This is a genomic window from Cupriavidus necator N-1 (assembly GCF_000219215.1).
Lineage (GTDB): Bacteria > Pseudomonadota > Gammaproteobacteria > Burkholderiales > Burkholderiaceae > Cupriavidus > Cupriavidus necator.
The window spans coordinates 558,226-580,092 of record NC_015726.1; the positions used below are offsets into that span (position 1 = coordinate 558,226).

General features: G+C 66.3%; 20 protein-coding genes and 1 tRNA gene. 15 read left to right on the plus strand and 6 right to left on the minus strand.

Annotation, left to right across the window (positions count from 1 at the left end; genetic code table 11):
• Positions 1-68: 68 nt before the first annotated feature.
• A complete protein-coding gene (locus tag CNE_RS02725; RefSeq protein ID WP_013955610.1) occupies positions 69-1,667 on the plus strand; it encodes a DEAD/DEAH box helicase in 1,599 nt (532 codons plus the stop codon).
• Positions 1,668-1,686: 19 nt separating this feature from the next.
• Positions 1,687-2,733: a serine/threonine protein kinase gene (locus CNE_RS02730; RefSeq protein ID WP_013955611.1), complete on the plus strand. Its 1,047-nt coding sequence runs from the start codon at positions 1,687-1,689 to the stop codon at positions 2,731-2,733.
• Positions 2,734-2,780: 47 nt separating this feature from the next.
• On the opposite strand, the gene CNE_RS02735 is transcribed toward CNE_RS02730, so the two are convergent.
• The gene (locus tag CNE_RS02735) at positions 2,781-3,221 is read right to left on the minus strand and encodes a universal stress protein (RefSeq protein ID WP_041227749.1); all 441 of its coding nucleotides are present in this window, start codon (positions 3,219-3,221) and stop codon (positions 2,781-2,783) included.
• A 348-nt stretch (positions 3,222-3,569) separates the two neighbouring features.
• Here CNE_RS02735 and CNE_RS02740 point away from each other — a divergent pair, with 348 nt between their 5' ends.
• From CNE_RS02740 to CNE_RS02760, 5 genes are all read left to right on the plus strand, one after another.
• Complete coding sequence (locus CNE_RS02740; RefSeq protein ID WP_013955613.1) at positions 3,570-4,637, plus strand: CaiB/BaiF CoA transferase family protein; 1,068 nt, start codon at positions 3,570-3,572, stop codon at positions 4,635-4,637.
• A gap of 92 nt (positions 4,638-4,729) precedes the next feature.
• Positions 4,730-5,140, plus strand: coding sequence for a carboxymuconolactone decarboxylase family protein (locus CNE_RS02745; RefSeq protein WP_013955614.1), 411 nt, complete (start codon positions 4,730-4,732; stop codon positions 5,138-5,140).
• Between the two features lie 163 nt (positions 5,141-5,303).
• Positions 5,304-5,930, plus strand: a complete 627-nt coding sequence (locus CNE_RS02750; RefSeq protein WP_013955615.1) for a LuxR C-terminal-related transcriptional regulator — start codon at positions 5,304-5,306, stop codon at positions 5,928-5,930.
• An 85-nt stretch (positions 5,931-6,015) separates the two neighbouring features.
• Positions 6,016-7,608 (plus strand): L,D-transpeptidase family protein, encoded by a 1,593-nt coding sequence (locus CNE_RS02755; protein ID WP_013955616.1) that lies wholly within the window; start codon positions 6,016-6,018, stop codon positions 7,606-7,608.
• Between the two features lie 30 nt (positions 7,609-7,638).
• A complete protein-coding gene (locus tag CNE_RS02760; RefSeq protein WP_013955617.1) occupies positions 7,639-8,226 on the plus strand; it encodes a YcbK family protein in 588 nt (195 codons plus the stop codon).
• A 103-nt stretch (positions 8,227-8,329) separates the two neighbouring features.
• Here CNE_RS02760 and CNE_RS02765 read toward each other — a convergent pair.
• The 5 genes from CNE_RS02765 to CNE_RS02785 all read right to left on the minus strand — a co-directional run bounded on the left by CNE_RS02765 (position 8,330) and on the right by CNE_RS02785 (position 13,118).
• A tRNA-Met gene (locus CNE_RS02765) sits at positions 8,330-8,406 on the minus strand.
• Positions 8,407-8,539: 133 nt separating this feature from the next.
• Complete coding sequence (locus CNE_RS02770; RefSeq protein ID WP_013955618.1) at positions 8,540-10,240, minus strand: MFS transporter; 1,701 nt, start codon at positions 10,238-10,240, stop codon at positions 8,540-8,542.
• A 244-nt stretch (positions 10,241-10,484) separates the two neighbouring features.
• Positions 10,485-10,820, minus strand: coding sequence for a DUF4212 domain-containing protein (locus CNE_RS02775; RefSeq protein WP_013955619.1), 336 nt, complete (start codon positions 10,818-10,820; stop codon positions 10,485-10,487).
• Complete coding sequence (locus tag CNE_RS02780) at positions 10,817-12,373, minus strand: sensor histidine kinase (protein ID WP_013955620.1); 1,557 nt, start codon at positions 12,371-12,373, stop codon at positions 10,817-10,819. The genes CNE_RS02775 and CNE_RS02780 overlap by 4 nt, the downstream gene beginning before the upstream one ends.
• A 55-nt stretch (positions 12,374-12,428) precedes the next feature.
• Positions 12,429-13,118: a response regulator gene (locus CNE_RS02785; protein WP_013955621.1), complete on the minus strand. Its 690-nt coding sequence runs from the start codon at positions 13,116-13,118 to the stop codon at positions 12,429-12,431.
• 226 nt (positions 13,119-13,344) lie between these two features.
• Here CNE_RS02785 and recA point away from each other — a divergent pair, with 226 nt between their 5' ends.
• The 8 genes from recA (at position 13,345) to CNE_RS02825 (ending at position 21,867) form a co-directional block, all read left to right on the plus strand.
• The gene (recA, locus tag CNE_RS02790; RefSeq protein ID WP_010812222.1) at positions 13,345-14,409 is read left to right on the plus strand and encodes a recombinase RecA; all 1,065 of its coding nucleotides are present in this window, start codon (positions 13,345-13,347) and stop codon (positions 14,407-14,409) included.
• Positions 14,410-14,511: 102 nt separating this feature from the next.
• Positions 14,512-14,976: a recombination regulator RecX gene (gene recX, locus CNE_RS02795; RefSeq protein ID WP_013955622.1), complete on the plus strand. Its 465-nt coding sequence runs from the start codon at positions 14,512-14,514 to the stop codon at positions 14,974-14,976.
• A 309-nt stretch (positions 14,977-15,285) separates the two neighbouring features.
• Positions 15,286-15,981 (plus strand): DUF2889 domain-containing protein, encoded by a 696-nt coding sequence (locus tag CNE_RS02800; RefSeq protein WP_011614567.1) that lies wholly within the window; start codon positions 15,286-15,288, stop codon positions 15,979-15,981.
• Positions 15,982-16,070: 89 nt separating this feature from the next.
• The gene (sucC, locus tag CNE_RS02805; protein WP_013955623.1) at positions 16,071-17,237 is read left to right on the plus strand and encodes an ADP-forming succinate--CoA ligase subunit beta; all 1,167 of its coding nucleotides are present in this window, start codon (positions 16,071-16,073) and stop codon (positions 17,235-17,237) included.
• A gap of 99 nt (positions 17,238-17,336) precedes the next feature.
• The gene (sucD, locus tag CNE_RS02810; protein WP_011614568.1) at positions 17,337-18,218 is read left to right on the plus strand and encodes a succinate--CoA ligase subunit alpha; all 882 of its coding nucleotides are present in this window, start codon (positions 17,337-17,339) and stop codon (positions 18,216-18,218) included.
• 246 nt (positions 18,219-18,464) lie between these two features.
• Positions 18,465-19,160: a TerC family protein gene (locus tag CNE_RS02815; RefSeq protein ID WP_013955624.1), complete on the plus strand. Its 696-nt coding sequence runs from the start codon at positions 18,465-18,467 to the stop codon at positions 19,158-19,160.
• A 318-nt stretch (positions 19,161-19,478) separates the two neighbouring features.
• Positions 19,479-19,949: a pilin gene (locus tag CNE_RS02820; protein WP_013955625.1), complete on the plus strand. Its 471-nt coding sequence runs from the start codon at positions 19,479-19,481 to the stop codon at positions 19,947-19,949.
• A 106-nt stretch (positions 19,950-20,055) separates the two neighbouring features.
• A complete protein-coding gene (locus CNE_RS02825; protein WP_013955626.1) occupies positions 20,056-21,867 on the plus strand; it encodes a PglL family O-oligosaccharyltransferase in 1,812 nt (603 codons plus the stop codon).

The window sequence follows — 21,867 nt, forward strand, 5'->3', positions numbered from 1 at the left end:
ATCCGATTACCAGGAGCCATCCGGCGTTTGGCGCACCGCGTGCGCAGCGATGGCCCAAGCAGCAATACATGTCTTTTTCTGAACTCGGCTTGTCCGACAAGATTGTGCGTGCCGTGGCCGAACAGGGCTACACCACGCCGACTCCCATCCAGGCCCAGGCAATCCCCGCCATTCTCAAGGGCGGTGACCTGCTCGCCGGCGCGCAGACCGGCACCGGCAAGACCGCCGGCTTTACGCTGCCGATGCTGCAGATGTTGTCCGACTCCGCGGCGCGCGGCGCCAATGGCGCGCAGCGTCCGGCCCGCCTGCCGGTGCGCGCACTGGTGCTGACGCCCACGCGCGAACTGGCCGCCCAGGTCGAAGAGAGCGTGCGCAACTACGGCAAGTACCTGCGCCTGCGTTCCATGGTGATGTTCGGCGGCGTCGGCATCAACCCGCAGATCGAGCAGCTCAAGCGCGGCGTCGAGATCGTCGTGGCCACGCCCGGCCGCCTGCTGGACCACGTGTCCCAGCGCACCATCGACCTGTCGCAGGTGGAACTGCTGGTGCTCGATGAAGCCGACCGCATGCTCGACATGGGCTTCATCCACGATATCCGCAAGATCCTCAACGTGCTGCCGGCCAAGCGCCAGAACCTGCTGTTCTCGGCGACGTTCTCGGACGATATCCGCGCGCTGGCCGACCGCCTGCTGAACAACCCGGCCTCGATCGAGGTGGCGCGGCGCAATACCACGGCCGAGACCGTGGACCAGCGCGTCTACCCGGTGGACCGCGAGCGCAAGCGTGAGCTGCTGGCCCACCTGGTGCGCCAGCATGACTGGCACCAGGTGCTGGTATTTACGCGAACCAAGCACGGCGCCAACCGCCTGGCCGAGCAACTGACCAAGGACGGCCTGTCGGCACTGGCGATCCATGGCAACAAGAGCCAGTCGGCGCGCACGCGCGCGCTGTCGGAATTCAAGTCGGGCACGCTGCGGCTGCTGGTGGCAACCGATATCGCCGCGCGCGGCATCGACATCGACCAGCTGCCGCACGTGGTCAACTTCGACCTGCCCAACGTGCCCGAGGACTATGTGCACCGCATCGGCCGTACCGGCCGCGCCGGCGCCGAGGGCGAAGCGATCTCGCTGGTCTGCGTGGACGAGATTGCGCTGCTGCGCGATATCGAACGCCTGATCAAGCGCAAGCTCGAACAGACCGTGCTGCCGGGCTTCGAGGTCGACCCGAGCATTGCGCCCGAGCCGATCCAGAAGGGCCGCCAACAGCGTGGCGGTGGTGGCCAGGGGCAAGGACAAGGCCAGGGCCGCGGACGCGCCCAGGCGCGTCCGGCCGGCAACGAAGGCGAGGGCGCCCAGCGCCAGCGCCCGGCGCGCGAAGCGCAGGCTGCGCCGCGGCAAGCCCAGGGCGGCCAGCCGCGCACGCGCGCTGCCGAAGGCGGCCAGCGCGGCAACGGCGCGGCCAACGGCAACCGTGGCGGCCAGCCCGCCGGCGGCGCGCGCAATCCCGCACCGCGCCGCGACGGCCAGGAGCCGGCGCGCCAGCAGCGGACTGCGGCGCAACCCGCACGCCAGCCGCACGACGCGGCACCGGCACCGGCACCGGCGCGCAATCGCCGTCCGGCGCCGCAGGCCGCGCTGCTCGGCGGCAACCGCAAGCCGGCGCGCTGAGCGGATCAGGGCTGACACCATGCACGCGTCCGACGCCCCGGCCGACCCCGGCGTTCCCTACGCCGGCCTGACGCCGGAGCTGATGCTGGACGCGCTGGAAGGCGCCGGCCTGCGCCCCGACGGGCGCCTGCTGGCGCTCAACAGCTATGAGAACCGCGTCTGGCAGCTGGGCATCGAGGATGCCCCGCCCGTCATCGCCAAGTTCTACCGTCCGGGCCGCTGGACCGACGCGGCCATCCTGGAAGAACACGCCTTTGTGCAGCAGCTGGCCGATGCCGAGATCCCGGCCGTGCCGGCCATGGTGCTGGCACCGGGCGAGTCTGGCACGCTGCTGCATCACGCCGGCTTCCGCTTCGCGGTATTCCCCCGCTGCGGCGGCCGCGAGCCCGCGCTGGACCGTTCCGACACGCTGACCTGGCTCGGCCGCTTTATCGGCCGCATCCACGCGCTGGGGGCGACGCAGCCCTACCAGGCCCGCCCGGCACTGGATCTGGAAACCTTCGGCGTTGCCCCGCGCGACTGGCTGCTCGCCAGCGGCTGCATTCCGGCCGACCTGCTGCCCGCGTGGCAATCGGTGACGGACCTGGCGCTGGACGGCGTGCGCCGCTGCTATGAGCGCGCCGGCGAGGTGCGCCTGCTGCGCACCCATGGCGACTGCCATCGCGGCAATGTGCTGTGGATTGACGAGGACGACGCGCGCGGCGGCACCCATGGCGCGCCGGGCCCGCACTTCGTGGATTTCGACGACAGCCGCATGGCGCCGGCGATCCAGGACATCTGGATGCTGCTGGAGGGCGATCGCGCGGCCATGCAGGACCAGCTGGCCGACATCGTTGCCGGCTATGAAGACTTCTCCGAATTCCAGCCGCGCGAACTGTGGCTGGTGGAAGCGCTGCGCACGCTGCGGCTGCTGCACTACAGCGCCTGGCTGGCCAGCCGCTGGGCCGACCCGGCCTTTCCGGCCGCGTTCCCGTGGTTCGGCACCGCGCGCTACTGGCAGGACCGCATCCTGGAACTGCGCGAACAGGTGGCGCTGATGGACGAAGCGCCCCTGTGGGGCGCCTGAGGTCTACCGGACGGCGCCGCCAGGGCGCCGGTATTCCGCTGCTTTGGTCAGCTCTTCTTTTCCGGCGCCTTGACCAGCAGCACCGGGCACTCGGCCTGCGCCAGTACGCGGCCCGCGACTGAACCGATCACCGCATCGAAGAACGAACCCCGGCCATGCGTGCCCATCACGATGGCCGCGGCGTCGACCGAGCGCGCACAGGCGACGATGCGCTCCGGCGCGAAGCCGTGCAGCGGGTGCCGCTCGAATGGCACCTTGGCTGCGGACAGGATGTCGCAGACCGCCGCCATGGCCTTGTCGCTGGCCTCCTTGTGCCAGTCGTCGATGGTTTCCTTGCTGACAAAGGCGCGCACCTGGCCGCTCACTTCCGGCGCCACATGCACGACATGCACGGTGAAGCCGCTCTGCAGCAGCTTGCCTTCGGCGATAAAACGAGCCGCGGCGTCGCTGAAGGCCGAGCCGTCGGTGGCGAGCACGATATTGGTCATGTTGGGAATCTCCTGGGTGGGGGCTGTCGGCAGACGGTGCGCCATGAGGCGGCACCGCCACTGGAACCATCATGGCACCTAGTGTCCTGCCGGGACCCGATTTAGATCAAGTCGGATCGGATTTATCCGATCCGACCGTGCGATAGCCGGCCGGCCGACGGATTCCGTCAATCCGGCTGAAGCATTTGGCCATTGCCTCGTCAACGCGGTGGCGCGTAGCATGCTCCCGAGCCCCGTGGCAGGCATTGGCACGCCCGCGCTGCCGCAGGCACGGCCCATCCCAGACTAATTCAATGCAGCTGCCCCCGGCCATGGCGCGGGCGGGCGGCGATTCCGGAGACGACGATCATGAGTGAGCGTGGCAACCTGCTGCCCCTGCGCGGTATCAAGGTAGTGGAATTCGAAGGCATCGGCCCCGGCCCGTTGTGCGGCGCGATGCTGGCCGGCCTTGGCGCCGAGGTCACGCTGGTGACCCGCCCGGTCGCGCCGGATGCCCGCCGCATCCTGCGCGGCCAGCCCGTGCCGCCTGAGATGGAGCTGGAGCACGGCAAGCGCGTGGTGCAACTGAACCTGAAGTCGCCGCAAGACGTGGCCGTCGCGCTGGACCTGGTGGCCGGCGCCGACGCGCTGATCGAAGGGTTGCGCCCGGGCGCGATGGAGCGCCTCGGCCTGGGCCCGAAGGTGTGCCATGCACGCAATCCGCGCCTGGTCTACGGCCGCATGACCGGCTGGGGCCAGACCGGCCCGCTGTCGCAGAGCGCCGGCCACGACCTTAACTACATCGCGCTGACCGGCCTCTTGTCGATGGCCGCGCGCGAAGGCTCACTGCCGATGGTGCCGCCGACCGTGGTGGGCGATGCCACCGGCGCGCTTGGCCTGGCATTCGGCATCACCAGCGCCATCCTGAGCGCGCGCGCCAGCGGCGAGGGCTGCGTGGTGGATGCCGCCATCACCGATATCGTCGCCATGCTGGGCTCGCTGGTGCAGGTGTCGCGTGCAGCCGGCACGCTGGGCGGCCCGCAACCCAGCCCCTTCCACGATTCGCCGTTCTATGACGTCTTCCCTTGTGCCGACGGTCGCGCCATCACGCTGGGCGCGCTTGAGCCGCAGTTCTACCGCGAGCTGCTCGAGCGGCTCGAACTGACCGACATCGACCCCGCCGCGCAGTATGACCGCGCCCAGTGGCCCGCGGTGAAGGCGCGCATTGCCGCATGCATCGCAGGCAAGCCCAGCACCCACTGGGAGTCGGTGCTGGGCGGCACCGACGTGTGCTTTGCGCGCGTGCTGACCCTGGACGAGGCCGCGCGCCATCCGCACAACCAGGCACGCGGCACATATCGGCTGTACCAGCAGGGCGAGCGCGAGGTGCCGCGTTCGGCGCCGGCGCCGCGCTTCCTGCCCGCCGGCACGGAATGACCTGGGGCCGCGGCACAGATGCCGCGGCCTCTCGAATCTGTCTGATCGGTTCGGCTACCATGCGGCATCGACCCAAACCGGAGACCCAAGCCATGGCCGAACCCAGCCAAGCCCCCGCCTATACCTCCACGCCGGCCTTCGAGGCCGGTCTTGAGGTGCGCACCGAAGTGCTCGGCCCCGAGCACGTCCGGCGCGCGCTGGACGCCGCCGCGCAGCAGGGCGACACCAGCCTGCAGCAACTGGTGACGGAGTTCGCCTGGGGCACGGTCTGGACCCGCGACGGCCTGGACCGCAAGCAGCGCAGCCTGGCCACGGTGTCGATGCTGATTGCGCTGAACCGGCCGCAGGAGCTGGCCGGGCACCTGCGCGGCGCGCTCGCCAACGGCGTGACGCCGCATGAACTGCGCGAGCTGATGGTGCACAGCGCGGTCTACTGCGGGTTCCCCGCGGCGCTGGATGCCAGCCGCAAGCTGACTGAAGTCCTCGACGCTGCCAACGGGTAACGCTGACCGCGGCATCGATACGAAAACAGCGCGACGCAGAAAAGACTGACTCTGATGCAGATTCTGCTGCATCTGCGCGGAGAGGATTCGGCGCGTCAGGACCTCTCCGGCTCCTTAACTTTGGCAGCAGGCCAAGCCATGCCAGTCATTAAGGAGCCTCAAATTGCATCTCACGCTGATCGTCGACGAACCTTCCCAGTTCCACACCACGCTGTCCGCTGAACTCGGCGCTGAGCTGGGCGCCGGTGAAGTACTGGAAATGGACGGCATGCAGGAAGCGTTCCGGCTGGTCCGCGAGCACCGGCCGGGGCTGGTGCTGGTCGATGTCGACCGCTTCGGCAATCCCGGCATCGACTTTGTCCGGCGCGTCTCGGCGACGCTGCCCGCCGTGCCCTTGCTGGTACTGTCCGACACCGACGCCACGCTGGCGTTGGTGCGGGCGCTGCGCGCGGGCGCCCGTGGCTTTGTGGTCAAGCAGCGTGGGCTGGCCGAGGTGATGCACGCGGTGCGCGGCGCGCTGTGCGGCTACCTGGTATTTCCCATGCATACGCTGGAGACCGTGCGCCAGATCGGCGCGCAGCGGGAATCGGGCTTCGCGCGGCTGAGCAACCGCGAAATCACCGTCCTGCAGTATCTGGCGCGCGGCCATTCCAACAAGTCGATCGCGGAGCAACTGGTAATCAGCAGCAAGACGGTCAGCACCCACAAGGCCAACATCATGGCCAAGCTCAATGTCGGCTCCCTGGTCGAAATGGCGGACTACGCGCGCCGGCATCAGCTGGTGTGGTGACGCGCACCCTGGGGCGGCTTGCCGCACCATGCCGCCATCGCGGGTAGACTGTGGGCGTGTGTGACGAATCCGAGCTTTCCGCCCGATGCCTCCGACCCTGAATGCCGCCGCGCGCCGCCTAGGCGCTGTCGTGCTTGCCTGTGCCGCCGCGTGCCTGGCCATGCCTGCCTTCGCCAATGAGCCGATGTGGTTTGCGCAGGGCCGTCCGGTGCCGGCTGCGCGCCAGGCCGTCGATGCGCTGGCCGCGGCCGCGGCCGACGGCCTCGATCCACGCGACTACGATGCCGACGCCTTGCGCCAGGCGGTGGTCCAGGCCGCCAGCGGGCCAGCCCTGCCGCCGGACGCGGCCGCACGCGTGGATGCCGCGCTGAGCGCCGCGATGGAGCGGATGCTGGCAGACCTGCACGGCGGACGCGTCAACCCGCGCGCGGTCCATGCCAACTTTGCCCCGCAGGCGGAACGGCCCTTCGATGCCGCCACCTGGCTGCGCGATGCCGTCACGCAGCAGCGGCTGCCCGACGCCATCCGCCAGGCAGCGCCCACCTTCCCGCTCTATGGCACGCTGCGGGAGGCCCTGGCGCGGTACCGCGAGATCGCGAAGCAGCCGGCCTGGGGGCAGCCGCTGCCACCGTTGCCGGGGAGCAAGCTGACGCCGGGCCAGCCCTGGGCCGGTGCCGCGGCGCTGAATGCACGCCTGGTTGCGCTGGGCGACTTGCCCGCCGGCGCCCAGGCGCCGGCCCGCTACGAAGGCGCCCTGGTCGGCGGCGTCAAGGCGTTCCAGTCGCGCCACGGCCTGGAGGCCGACGGCGTGATCGGCGCGGGCACGCTGGCACAACTCAACCTGCCCATCGCCAGCCGTGTGCGGCAAATCGAACTGACCATGGAGCGGCTGCGCTGGACGCCGCTGGACGGTCCGCGCATGATCGTGGTCAATGTGCCGGAGTTCATGCTGCGCGCCTATGAGATCCGCGACGGCAAGCTCGACATCAAGCTCGAGATGAAGGTGATCGTCGGCAAGGCACTGGATACGCGCACGCCGCTGTTCGAGGAGGATATGCGCTACATCGAGTTCAGCCCGTACTGGAACATCCCGCCCTCGATCGCGCGCCGCGAGACCGTGCCGCACCTGCGCAGCGATCCGGCTTACTTCAACCGGCAGGGCCTGGAGTTCGTCAGCGGCGACGGCAAGGCCGTGACCACGCTGTCCGACGAGAATCTCGACGCCGTGCTGAACGGCCGCATGCGCATCCGCCAGCGGCCGGGCCCGCTGAACGCGCTGGGCGATATCAAGTTCGTGTTTCCCAACAACGAGAACATCTACCTGCATCACACGCCCTCGCCGCAGCTGTTCAAGCGCGACCGGCGCGACTTCAGCCATGGCTGCATCCGCGTGGAAGCCCCAGTAGCATTGGCCCAGTTCGTGTTGCAGGATATGCCGGACTGGAACGAGACCCGGATCCGCGAAGCGATGACGCGTGGCAAGTCCAATACGGTGCGCCTGCAGCAGCCCTTGCCGGTGGTGCTGGCCTACGGCACGGTCATTGCGCGCGCCGATGGTCGTGTATCCTTCTTGCCTGACATCTACGGTCACGACAAATTGCTGGACAAGGCACTGCGGCAACGCAACGGACGGCCCCAGCAACCAGCTATTGCGAGCGCCTCCGGCACCACCCACTGAGGCGCCACTGGCACATTCAGAGGAAGTACCATGACTGACGCGACGCGCAAGGCACGCCGCCGCTTTCTTCATACCACCGGAGGCCTGGCCCTTGCCGCCGGCCTGATGCCGCTGACGCCGCGCCAGGCGCTGGCCAGCCTGCCTGCAAACCAGGCCCTGGCAGGCCTGCCGGACGCCCGCACGCTGGCCTTCGACCACACCCACACCGGCGAACGCGTGTCGTTGGTCTATGCTGTTGGCGACCGCTTCTTGCCCGAAGCGCTGACGACGCTCAACGGCTTCCTGCGCGACCACTACTCCGGCAAGGTCGGCATGATCGACCCGCAGCTGTTCGACCTGCTGTTCCAGGTCCGCCGCGAGCTTGGCACCGACCAGCCGTTCCAGGTCATTTCCGGCTACCGCAGCCCCGCCACCAACTCGCGCCTGCGCAACACGCGCGGCGGCGGCGTGGCCAGGCACAGCCTGCACATGGACGGCAAGGCCATCGACATCCGCCTGGCCGGCGTGCCGCTGGCGGACGTGCGCGACGCGGCCAAGTCATTGCAGGGCGGGGGTGTCGGCTTCTATGAGTCTGACCAGTTCGTGCACATCGATACCGGGCGCGTGCGTTACTGGTAAGCGTTGTCTGTGGCCGCCCATGATGGGCGGCTCGCTTGCGCCCTGGTAACGACCCAAAGAAAAAAGCCGCGAACCCATGCGGGATCGCGGCTTTTAAAATAGATGGTGGCGAATCAGGGACTCGAACCCCGGACCTGCGGATTATGATTCCGTCGCTCTAACCGACTGAGCTAATTCGCCAACGAAGACTGAGATTATACCTGGGCTTTCGAGGCTGTCAACACCTTGCTGCGAAGATTTTGCATGAAGGGCCCATGCATAAAAAAACGGCAGGCCGGATGGCCTGCCGTTTCCGTTAGTGCCGGGCGACCGCTCAGTCGTTGGCGTAGATGTTCACGTCCTTGGTCTCGCGGATGAACAGCGCGCCGATCACGAAGGTGATGGCTGCGATGATGATCGGATACCAGAGCCCGTAGTAGATGTTGCCGTTCTGGGCCACCAGCGCAAACGAGATGGTGGGCAGCAGGCCGCCGAACCAGCCGTTGCCGATATGGTAGGGCAGCGACATCGAGGTGTAGCGGATGCGGGTCGGGAACAGTTCCACCAGCATGGCGGCGATCGGGCCGTAGACCATGGTGACGTAGATCACCAGGATGGTCAGCAGCACCAGCACCATGATCGTGTTCATCTGTGCCGGGTCCGCCTTGGTGGGGTAGCCGGCGGCGGCCATGGAGTCCGCCACTTGCTTCTTGAAGCTGGCAATCTGCTTCTTGCTGGCGTCGTCGAAGCTATGGCCGGCGGGGACCAGGCTGGCGTTGAAGGAGGGGATCTCCGTGTCGCCGATCTTTACCGTGGCGGTGGTGCCGGCGGGCGCGTCGACGACTTCATAGCTGGCCGATGCCTGGGCCAGGGTGCGCTTGACGATGTCGCACGAGCTGCGGAAGTCGATCTCGCGGGCGATCGGGCTGCCCTGGAAGGAGCACTGCTTCGGATCGGCGGTGACGACGATCTGTGCGCTTTGCTGGGCGCGCTCGAGCGAGGGGTTGGCGTAGTGGGTCAGGCCCTTGAAGATGGGGAAGTAGGTCAGCACTGCCAGCGCGCAACCGGCCATGATGATCCACTTGCGGCCGATCTTGTCGGACAGCGAACCGAAGAACACGAAGAAGGGGGTGCCCAGCACCAGCGCGCCGGCGATCAGCAGGTTGGCGGTCTTGGCGTCGACCTTCAGCACCTGGGTGAGGAAGAATAGCGTGTAGAACTGGCCGGTGTACCACACCACGGCCTGCCCGGCGGTCAGGCCGACCAGCGCCAGGATCACGATCTTCAGGTTGCGCCACTGGCCGAAGGATTCGGTCAGCGGGGCCTTGGAGGTCTTGCCCTCTGCCTTCATGCGCTGGAACGCCGGGGATTCGCTCATCGACAGGCGGATATACACCGACACGCCCAGCAGCAGGATCGACACCAGGAACGGGATGCGCCAGCCCCAGGTCTCGAAGTTGGGCCCGGTCATTTCGCGGCACAGCAGGATCACGATCAGCGACAGGAACAGGCCCAGCGTGGCCGTGGTCTGGATCCACGAGGTATAGGCGCCGCGCTTGCCGTGCGGTGCGTGCTCGGCCACGTAGGTGGCGGCACCGCCGTACTCGCCGCCGAGCGCCAGGCCCTGCAGCATGCGCAGTGCGATCAGGATGATCGGCGCAGCCCAGCCGATGGTGGCATAGCCCGGCAGCAGGCCGACGATGAAGGTCGACAGGCCCATGATCAGGATCGTCACCAGGAAGGTGTACTTGCGCCCGATCATGTCCCCCAGGCGGCCGAACACCAGCGCGCCGAACGGCCGCACGATAAAGCCGGCGGCGAATGCGAGCAGCGCGAAGATGAAGGCCGAGGTGGGATCCAGTCCGGCGAAGAACTGCTTGGCAATGATCGCCGCCAGCGAGCCGTAGAGATAAAAATCGTACCACTCGAACACCGTGCCAAGCGATGAGGCAAAGATCACCTTGCGCTCTTCGGCTGTCATCGGTGCGTTCTGCGCGCCCCCTCCGGGCACCGCAACGTTTTGCACGTTTGCCATATCGTCTCCTCCGTCTGGAATGGATCTCGGGTGGGCGTGGCGCGGAAAAGACCGCGCGGCTGGCCGCTATGCCTGAGTTGCAGAGGATTGTGGGTGGCGAAACTTACTGCGTTCTGACAGAACCGGGCACGGAATCGTCAAAGAATGTCGGGGTATACGCTAGCCGCCGGCGGGCGGCTGGATGCTGCGCTGCGGGGGGGCGATGTGCTTGTGTGGCGCAATGGCGCGCGTTGCAGGGGTGCGGCTATGCAGCATCGGCGCCCGTGCCGCGCGACGCGCCCTGCGAAGGCGCCGGGGCGGGCGCGGCCAGGCTGTCGGTGTCGGTTTCGCCGTCGGCGCGGTTCATGCGCCAGGCGTAGAGCGCGGCCATCAGCACGTACACCACCAGCGCGCCTTGCGCGCCGACCCAGAACGAGAACGGCCAGCCGAAGAAGTCGAAGCGCAGGTCGCGCGCAAACCATGCCACCACGAAGGTGACGATGAACCAGATCGCGAGCAGTCCGCAGATCCAGCGCAGGTTGCGCCGCCAGGCCTGGCGCTGGCGGGCTTCGGCACTATCGGGGGCGGGGCTGTCGTTCATGCGGGCGGGAGGTAGTCGGGCCGGCGCAGCGTCACGCGGAAATGCGCGCCGGCCAGCCGTGGCGATTGCTGGTACACATGGTCGGAAATCTGGACGTCGCCGCCGTGCTGCTGCACGATCTCGCGCACGATCGCCAGGCCCAGGCCGCTGCCTTCGGTATTGGTGCCGAGCACGCGGTAGAAGCGCTCCATCACGCGCTCGCGCTCGGCCGGCGCAATGCCCGGGCCGGTGTCTTCCACATCCAGGTAGGCGAACGGCTCGAAGGCATCGGCGCTGACGCGCACCGTGGCATGCCCGCCGCGCGGCGTGTAGCGGATGGCGTTGTCGAGCAGGTTGTTCAGCATCTCGGTCAGCATCAGGCGGTTGCCCTGCACCATCACCGGATGGTCGTCCGCATCCAGTCCCAGGTCGATGTCGCGCGCCCAGGCCTGCGGCAGCCAGTCCTTGACCACCTCGCGCGCGAGCGCCGCCAGGTCCAGCGCCGCCATGCCGCCGGTGCCCGCCAGGTTTTCCATGCGCGCAAGCGACAGCAGCTGCGTGACCAGGTGCGCGGTGCGCTCAGAGCTGCCGGCGATCTGCGCCAGCGAGCGCCGCAGCTCTTCCGGCGACTGCTCGCGCTGCGCCAGCTCGGCCTGCATGCGCAGGCCCGCCAGTGGTGTCTTCATCTGGTGCGCGGCATCGGCGATAAAGCGCTTCTGGGTCTGCACCGACTGGTCCAGGCGCGCCAGCAGGTCGTTGAACGAACCCACCAGCGGCGTGATTTCCTGCGGTGCGGCGCGTTCGTCGATCGGGCTGGTATCGCCGGGGTTGCGCGCGCGGATGCGCTGCTGGATCGCGGTCAGCGGCGCCAGCCCGCGCGACAGCCCGAACCACACCAGCACCACCGCCAGCGGCAGGATCACGAACTGCGGCAGGATCACGCCCTTGATGATTTCGTTGGCCAGGCGCGCGCGCTTGTCCAGGGTCTCGGCCACCTGCACCAGCACCGGCTGGGTGCCGCTGACCTGCTTCAGGTCAATATAGGTGTAGGCCACGCGCACGTCGTTGCCGGCCACGTGGTCATCGCGCAGGGACACCAGGCCCGCATGGCCCTGGTCTTCCTCGGACGGCAGCGGCAGGTCGTGGTCGCCGGCGATATACTCGCCGCGCTTGCCGACCACCTGGTAATAGATGTTGTCGGTCTCGTCGGCGCGCAGGATCTCGCGCGCCGACAGCGGCAGCTGCAGCGTGATGCGCCCGTTGACCTCGCGCACCTGCTGCGACAGCACGATGGCGCTGGCTTCCAGCGCGCGGTCGAAGGGCCCGTTGGCGATCGACTTGGCCACCAGGTAGGTCACCGCGATGCTCATCGGCCAGAGCAGCAGCAGCGGCGCCAGCATCCAGTCGAGGATCTCGCCGAACAATGAGCGCGGCGACGGATGCGCGGTGCTTTCCTCCAGGTGCGGCAGTGCGTCGGCCAGGTCCTGGTCGGCGGCGTCCGGGGCCGGGGCGGTGGAAGGAGGGGGTGGCGCGGCGCGGGGCGCGCGCCGCCAGGGCAGTCGCAGCAGGCTCATCTCGGCGGTTTGCGCTCAGGTCGGTCGCTTGGCCTGCGGTTGCGTCGGGTGGGGATCAGTGGTGCGTGGCCACCGCCGGCTGGAATTTCTCCAGGCAGTAGCCAAGCCCGCGTACAGTGGCGATGCGGATGCCGCCGACTTCGATCTTCTTGCGCAGTCGGTGCACGTAGACCTCGATGGCGTTGTTGCTGACTTCCTCGCCCCACTCGCACAGGTGGTCCACCAACTGCTCTTTCGATACCAGGCGGCCGCTGCGTGTCAGCAGGATCTCCAGCAACCCGATCTCGCGCGCGGACAGGTCCAGCATCTGGTCGTTGATATAGGCGATGCGCCCGACCTGGTCGTAGGCCAGCGGCCCGTGCCGCATCAGCGTGGCGCCGCCGCCGGCGCCGCGCCGCACCAGCGCGCGTACGCGCGCTTCCAGTTCGGACAGGGCAAAGGGCTTGGCCATATAGTCGTCGGCCCCAAGGTCCAGGCCCTTGACGCGCTCGTCGACGCTGTCGGCGGCGGTCAGGATCAGCACCGGCAGCATGGCGCCGCGCGCGCGCAGGCGCTTGAGCACTTCCAGCCCGGACATGCGCGGCAGGCCCAGGTCCAGGATCAGCAGGTCGAAGGTCTGGGTCGACAGCGCGGAATCGGCTTCCAGGCCATTGGTGACGTGGTCGACGGCATAGCCCGAGTGGCGTAGCGAGCGCGTCAGGCCGTCGGCCAGCACGTCGTCATCTTCGGCGATCAGAATGCGCATGGTTGTCTCCACCCTGGCCGGCATAGCCGGCGCCGGCGGAATGAGGCGCGATGGGGCTTGCCAAGCATACTGTTTTTTTATACAGTACCCGCACGTTCCGCTGGGGCTGCCCGGGGAGACCCCCTGGAGAGCGGCCGCGCAGACAGCCGGGCCGGCGCTGGCGCCAGAAAATGCCGGTGCCGCGCCACATGCGGCCTATTTATACACCATTGATTCAAGGACGACCATGGACGACAAGAAGGCAGGTGCCGGCGTGAGCGCCGAGAAGCAGAAGGCGCTTGCCGCCGCGCTCTCCCAGATCGAGAAGCAGTTCGGCAAGGGCTCGATCATGCGCCTGGGCGACGGCGAGGTCGAGAAGGACATCCAGGTGGTATCCACCGGTTCGCTCGGCCTGGACATCGCGCTTGGCGTCGGCGGCCTGCCGCGCGGCCGCGTGGTCGAGATCTATGGTCCGGAATCGTCGGGCAAGACCACGCTGACGCTGCAGGTCGTGGCCGAGATGCAGAAGCTGGGCGGCACCTGCGCCTTTATCGACGCCGAGCACGCGCTGGACGTCAGCTACGCCAACAAGCTGGGCGTCAATGTCGGCGACCTGCTGATCTCACAGCCGGACACCGGTGAGCAGGCGCTGGAAATCACCGACGCGCTGGTGCGCTCGGGCTCGATCGACCTGATCGTGATCGACTCGGTGGCGGCGCTGGTGCCCAAGGCCGAAATCGAAGGCGAAATGGGCGATTCGCTGCCGGGCCTGCAGGCCCGCCTGATGAGCCAGGCGCTGCGCAAGCTGACCGGCACCATCAAGCGCACCAACTGCCTGGTGATCTTCATCAACCAGATCCGCATGAAGATCGGCGTGATGTTCGGCTCGCCGGAAACCACCACCGGCGGCAATGCGCTGAAGTTCTACGCCTCGGTGCGCCTGGATATCCGCCGCATCGGCTCGATCAAGAAGGGCGACGACGTGATCGGCAACGAGACCAAGGTCAAGGTGGTCAAGAACAAGGTGTCGCCGCCGTTCCGCGAAGCCTTCTTCGACATCCTCTACGGCCAGGGCATCTCGCGCCAGGGCGAGATCATCGACCTGGGCGTGGACGCCAAGATCGTCGAGAAGTCCGGCGCCTGGTACAGCTACAACGGCGACAAGATCGGCCAGGGGAAGGACAACGCGCGCGAATACCTGCGCGAGAACCCGGACATTGCCGACGAGATTGAAAACAAGGTGCGCGCGGCGCTGGGCGTGGTGGCCATGAACCCCACGGCGGCTGCCACGCCGGTAGCGGTCGAAGACTGACCGCGCCAGCGGCCATTGCGCCATCCGGAAGGCCGGGGCATCGCCGATGCCCCGGCCTTTTTGCTTGGCGCGGACCCCTCCATCCACAGAATTCGGTAACCCATGGCACGTCCCCCGCTCTCGCTGAAGGCCCGCGCCGTCGGCTACCTGTCGCGCCGCGAGCACAGCCGTGCCGAACTGGCGCGCAAGCTGGCGCCGCATGCCGAGTCGGCCGAGCAGCTGGAGCAGTTGCTGGACGCGCTTGAGCGCGAGAACTGGCTGTCGAACCAGCGCTTTGCCGACAGCCTTGTGCACCGCCGCGGCGCCCGCTACGGCACCGCGCGCGTGATGCAGGAGGCCAAGACCCACAAGCTCGGCAGTGAGCAGCTGGGTGATCTACAAGAGCGGCTGCGCGCCACGGAAGTGGAGCGCGCCCGTGAGGTCTGGCGCAAGCGCTTCGGCACTCCGCCCGACACACCCGAGGCGCGGGCCAAGCAGATCCGCTTCATGGTCGCGCGCGGGTTTTCGCGTTCGGTCGTCAGCAAGATCATCCAGGGTGCGGACGAAGACTACGGCGACGAGGGTTAAGTAGGATGTATGGCGCATGCGCCATTTCCCCCCGGAGTACCTGCACTGCCATCAGGGTAAATTCGCTGCATTGCGTCATCTCCCGATCGGACTGCAGACGATTTTGTTGCCATCGCTGAGCCCGTGTTTGCTGGTGCGTTGCGCCAAGCCGCCGTGCCACGCCGGGTACCATGGTCGGCCGACAATCCCGCCGCGACAGTTGCTGCGCAAGGATGTTCCCGGCCAACGCGGCGCGGCATGTTAAACTCCCCGGGTTATTCGGTGCTCCGGCACCGCCGTTCCCCAGCCCCCCGTATTTCCAGCCTGGCCATGCCTCTGTCCCAGCCCGTCAACCGCTCCCAGCGTCACCGTCGCGCCATTACGGCCGAGGCGTACCAGAGAGAGGACGGCTTGTGGGATATCGAGGTGCGCCTGACCGACACCAAACCTCGCGACATCGAACTGGCCGGCGACCGCGTCCGGCCGGTAGGCCAGCCCCTGCACGACCTGTGGCTGCGCGTCACGATCAATGAGGAAATGACGGTGCTGGATGCCGAGGCCTGCTCGGACTGGGTGCCGTATCCGTCCCATTGCGACACGATCGGCCCGGCTTACCGCAAGCTGATCGGCCTGAACCTGCGCAAGGGCTTTCGCAAGGCCGTGCGTGAGCGCCTGGGCGGCATGCACGGCTGCTCGCACCTGACCGAGGCCGCGGGCGTGCTGCCCAGCACGGCGATCCAGGCCTTTGCCGGTGAAGTCATCAATATCCGCGACAACGGCGAGGACGACCCGAATCCGGAGCCGCCCTATCAGTTGAACGGCTGCCACGCCCTGCGTTTCGATGGCGAGGTGGTTCGTCAGTTTTACCCGCGCTGGTATGGTCACCAGCCGACGCCCAAGGTACGGGCCGAGGCAGCACCTGCCGTCGCGACTGCGCCTCAGGCGCCGCCCGCGGCCAATGGCGACCGCGGCAATGATGGCAACGACGCTGTCCCGGCCGAGCGGCCGACCGGCACCTCCGGCTGATTCTCAGGATTGGCCAGCCTGACGAGAGAGTTCGTCTTCTTTCAGATTCTTCCCTTCTACCTTTTACGCCTACCCGAAAGGAAACACGCATGAATATCCATGAGTATCAAGGCAAGGAAATCCTGCGCAAATACAATGTGCCGGTTCCGCGCGGCATCCCCGCGTTCTCGGTTGACGAGGCCCTGAAGGCCGCAGAAACGCTCGGCGGACCGGTGTGGGTCGTCAAGGCCCAGATTCATGCGGGTGGCCGCGGCAAGGGCGGCGGCGTGAAGGTTGCCAAGAGCATCGACGACGTCAAGACCTACGCCTCGAACATCCTGGGCATGCAGCTGGTCACGCACCAGACCGGTCCGGAAGGCAAGAAGGTCAACCGCCTGCTGATCGAAGAAGGCGCCGACATCAAGAAGGAACTGTACGTTTCGCTGGTGGTGGACCGTGTTTCGCAGAAGGTCGCGCTGATGGCCTCGAGCGAAGGCGGCATGGACATCGAAGAAGTCGCTGCCCACAGCCCGGAAAAGATCCACACCCTGATCATCGAGCCGTCGGTCGGCCTGACCGACGCTGAAGCCGACGACATCGCCCGCAAGATCGGCGTGCCCGACGCGAGCGTGGCGCAAGCCCGCCAGGCGCTGCAAGGCCTGTACAAGGCGTTCTATGAAACCGACGCTTCGCTGGCTGAAATCAACCCGCTGATCCTGACCGGCGACGGCAAGGTCATCGCGCTGGACGCCAAGTTCAACTTCGACTCGAACGCGCTGTTCCGTCACCCGGAAATCGTTGCCTACCGGGACCTGGATGAAGAAGACGCCAACGAAATCGAAGCCTCGAAGTTCGACCTGGCCTACATCTCGCTGGACGGCAACATCGGCTGCCTGGTGAACGGCGCCGGCCTGGCCATGGCCACCATGGACACCATCAAGCTGTTCGGCGGCGAGCCGGCCAACTTCCTCGACGTGGGCGGCGGTGCCACCACCGAGAAGGTGACCGAAGCCTTCAAGCTGATGCTGAGCAACCCGAACGTGGAGGCCATCCTGGTCAACATCTTCGGCGGCATCATGCGTTGCGACGTGATCGCCGAAGGCGTGATCTCCGCTTCCAAGGCCGTGCACCTGACGGTGCCGCTGGTCGTGCGCATGAAGGGCACCAACGAAGACCTCGGCAAGAAGATGCTGGCCGACTCGGGCCTGCCCATCATCTCGGCCGACACGATGGAAGAAGCCGCCCAGAAGGTGGTGGCCGCTGCCGCTGGCAAGTAAGCCGTCGCACGAACGCAACCATACGCGAACGCGGGCGGTGCGCAGGCGCTTTGATGCGCCCTCGCGCGCGTCGCTCGTAGCCAAGCAAAGGATTACAGCATGTCGATTCTGATCAACAAAGACACCAAGGTCATCACCCAGGGCATCACCGGCAAGACCGGCCAGTTCCACACCCGTGGCTGCCGCGACTACGCCAACGGCAAGAACTGCTTCGTCGCGGGCGTGAACCCGAAGAAGGCCGGTGAAGACTTCGAAGGCATTCCCATCTACGCCAGCGTCAAGGACGCCAAGGCCCAGACCGGCGCCACCGTGTCGGTCATCTATGTGCCGCCCGCAGGTGCCGCTGCCGCGATCTGGGAAGCCGTTGACGCCGACCTGGACCTGGTGGTCTGCATTACCGAAGGCATCCCCGTGCGCGACATGATGGAAGTCAAGGACCGCATGCGCCGTGAGAAGAAGAAGACCCTGCTGCTGGGACCGAACTGCCCAGGCCTGATCACGCCGGACGAAATCAAGATCGGCATCATGCCGGGCCACATCCACAAGAAGGGCCGCATCGGCGTGGTGTCGCGCTCGGGCACGCTGACGTACGAAGCCGTGGGCCAGCTGACCGCGCTGGGCCTGGGCCAGTCGTCGGCTGTCGGCATTGGTGGCGACCCCATCAACGGCCTGAAGCACATCGACGTGATGAAGATGTTCAACGACGATCCGGAAACGGACGCCGTGGTCATGATCGGTGAGATCGGCGGTCCGGACGAGGCCAACGCGGCTTACTGGATCAAGGAAAACATGAAGAAGCCGGTGGTTGGCTTCATCGCTGGCGTGACCGCGCCTCCGGGCAAGCGCATGGGCCACGCCGGCGCGCTGATCTCGGGCGGTGCCGATACCGCCCAGGCCAAGCTGGAAATCATGGAAGCCTGCGGCATCAAGGTGACCAAGAACCCGTCGGAGATGGGCCGCCTGCTGAAGGCAATGCTGTAATTTGCTGACGATGTTCAGTACGTCGTTTCCGCCTGCGCGGAAATGATAAGACATTGCCCCCGCCGCGTGCGGGGGCAATGTCATTCTGGTGGGACACTTACTAGGGTATCTCCCAAGCGGCACCAGCCGGAATTGAAACCGAATCGTAAGGTTCGTGCGTTAAACAGTCATGTCTGTGTTTTCAGACATCCGAATTGCCGTCATATGACGGGTCGGACCTATAGATAGAACTCGAGGAGCCTCCCCGTGGAACTGCTGTCTTCCACCACTTTCTGGATTGCGTTGGGATCGATCATCCTGACCAATATCGTCCTGTCCGGCGACAACGCGGTGGTGATCGCGCTCGCCTCGCGCAACCTGCCGCCCGCCCAGCAGAAGAAGGCCATCTTCTGGGGCAGCGCCGCCGCCATCATCATGCGCGTGGTGCTGACCGTGGCCGCGGTCAAGCTGCTGAGCCTGCCGTACCTGAAGATCGTCGGCGCCGTTCTGCTGGTCTACATCGGCGTGCAGCTGCTGACCGGCGATGACGACGAGGAAGGGCACGATGGCAAGGACAATATCTGGGCCGCCATCCGCACCATCCTGATCGCCGACCTGGTGATGTCGCTCGACAATGTGGTGGCCGTGGCCGCCGCTGCGCAGAAAGGCCCCGAAGGCAGCCAGCTGATGCTGCTGATCATCGGCCTGGGCCTGTCGATCCCGCTGATCGTGTTTGGCAGCACGCTGCTGCTCAAGGTCATGGAGCGCTTCCCGGTCATCATCGTGCTGGGTGCCGCGCTGCTGGGCTACCTGGCGGGTGAGATGCTGGTCAGCGACCCGGTCGACGCCGCCTGGTTCGAAGTCCACGTGCCGCACGCCCACCTGGTATTCGGCGCCGCCGGCGCGATCCTGGTGGTGCTTATGGGCAAGCTGCTGAGCCGCCGGTCGGCACAGACCGCCTGACGAGGTTCCGCCCAGGCGAGAAGGGCGGCCAGCTGGCCGCCCTTTTTCGTTGGCGCGCCGGCAAGGCGGTCGTCGGTGCCTTGGCCAACTAACTCATGTGAGTGATCGCACATTTTGTCGCTTCGCGCGGTGGTAGCGGGCGCAAGTGACAAATTTTGGCGCATCCGGCAAGCATCCCCCTGACGGGTGACGAAATTTGTCGCTTTTTACCCCCGACGGATGGGGGATGCCCCTGGCACGCTTACTGCTCAATGGTCCCCGCGTCACGAAACCGAAGACGTGCAACGCTTAACCAAAATCTCTTCGAGGGGTCAAATCATGCAACGGGTACAACAACTGAAGAAACTGGGCCGTCGTGTCCAGAAGGGCTTTACGCTGATCGAACTGATGATCGTGGTTGCGATCATTGGTATTTTGGCGGCGATTGCGATTCCGCAGTATCAGGATTATGTGACGCGCTCGCGCTGGTCGGACGTCTATTCGCAGGTTGCGCCTCTGAAGATGGCGATTGCTGAGTGCAGCCAAGTCAACAACGGTGTAATCGATGCCAAATGCGATACTGACGTACTTCTGAAGGCGGCCACTGGCTATCCGACACTTCCGGCGCCGACCAATGCCACTGTAACCTTGACGGCCAAGACCGGCGCAGTTGTGATGACGGGCAAGGCTGCACTGGCCGGTTGTGAAGTCACGCTGACGCCGGACAATACTACCAACGCGAACGCGATCCAATGGGCTGCCACCAACACTGGTGCCGCGCCTTGCACCAAAGCAAAAACGGGAATCTAATTCTCGGCTTGTCTGAATGCTAAGCAAAGAAAAAGCGCCTTCGGGCGCTTTTTCTTTGCCCAGCCACCAAGCTATCATGCGCGTTTCCCTATAAACAGGCGCCCCGATGCAGCCGTCCAGGCCCTTCCTACCGTCGGCCGCCCTCATCGCAGCAATCGTCATCCCGCTGCTAGTCTCCCGGCACACGCTGCCGCTGGCGACGTTCTATGGCGAATGGACCGCCGCATTCTGTGCCATTACCGTCTTCGCCTTCCATGCGATCCACAAGTCCCCAGCAGCGAGTTCGGAAACCCATATGTGGCTTCCGTGGGGCTGCCTGCTGTTTGTCTGGCTAAGCCTTGTCAGCCTTTTACTCGGCGCCCTCGGTCACGCTGACATCACTGGCAGCCGGCTGATCACGATTCTCACGCTGATCCTTGGAGCCGCAGTGACTTGCGCTGGATGGTGGTATCGACGCGCGCCAGCAACAACCACGCAGGACATCGGCGATGCCTTCGCCACGGCCTTTCTCATTGCGGGGTCGCTCGGTACGCTCACGCAATGGGTGCAGCTCTTCCACCTCGAACCCCGCGCCTTCGGCCTCGTCTCCACCTACTTCTACGACAACAATCGCCGCCTCTGGGGCAACCTGAACCAACCCAACCACCAGGCCACCGTTGAAGGCCTGGCGTTGGTGGCGTCAGTGTGGCTGGCTTCGCGTGGCCGCTTGCGTTTCCCGATGTGGCTCGCCGCCGTGGTCTTGCTGGAAAGCGGCATCGTGCTGTCCGGTTCGCGCACCGGCGTGCTGCATGTTGGCCTGGCTGCGGTCTATGCACTGGTCGCAGCGTGGCTCGCACGAGGCGGGCGGAGCGACTCGGATCCAATGCAGCGACCAGTCGGTCTGCTCGTCGCAGCAGTAGCAATGGTGGCGATGCTGCTGATCCTGCAGCCCGCGATCCGCGCGGCAGGGCAAGCCTTCGACTGGCGCCTGTTCGACACCATCGCCCAACTCGAAGCAGAAGACCAGATGTCCGCGCGCGGCGCGCTGTGGACCCACGCGCTGGCAATGTTCCGCTCCCACCCCTGGTTCGGTGTCGGCTGGGGCGAGTTCGGCTGGGCGCAATTCCAGCAAATGCAGCAAGTCGGCGTGAAGGTGGAGATGTCCCTGCACGCCCACAACGCCATCCTCGACCTGCTTGCGAAGACGGGCATCGTCGGCACCGCCGGCGTAGGCCTGATCCTGCTGGCGTGGCTATGGCGCGTGGTTCGGGTTCGCCTGTGGCACGGCGATAGCGAAGAGCGCAAGCAGACCGTGCTGGTTCTTACCTGGCTGGCGATGCTGTGCGCGCATTCGATGCTCGAATACCCGCTGCATTACCTCTATTTCTTCCTGCCGTTCTGCTTCATGCTCGGTTGGCTGGAGCCGTCAGGCTTCGGGCGTTGGCGCGTGCCGATGCCAGTGGCACGGGCGCTGGCGATCGCGTTTGTCGTGGTGGCCGCGGCCGTGCTGGCCACCATGTGGCAAGACTACCGCCGCGCCGAAGCCCGCGAATACGCCAGCAGCGAAGGCCACCGCAATGCCTTGCCGATGCCGCGCTTCTGGTTCCGCCAGCACGCGCAGGCCGACGCTGCCGGCCTGGCCACCATTACGCCGGCTAATGCGGCAGATTTGTTGCCCGCCCACATCGCCGCCGTGCACCTGCTGCCTACGCCGACCATGATCGCGCGCACCGCATGGCTGCTGGCGCTGACCGGCGATCCTGCGCAAGGTCGCCAGTGGATGGAACGGCTGCGCTGGTACTACCTTGGCGATGAAGTCGCGCAATACGCTGAGATTGCGAAGGCATGCCGCGACCTGACGCCAGATGAACGCCCGCAGGCATTCTGCGCATGGGTTGGCGACCGTTCGCGTCGGTACTCCGAATGGCCCCGGGGCTGA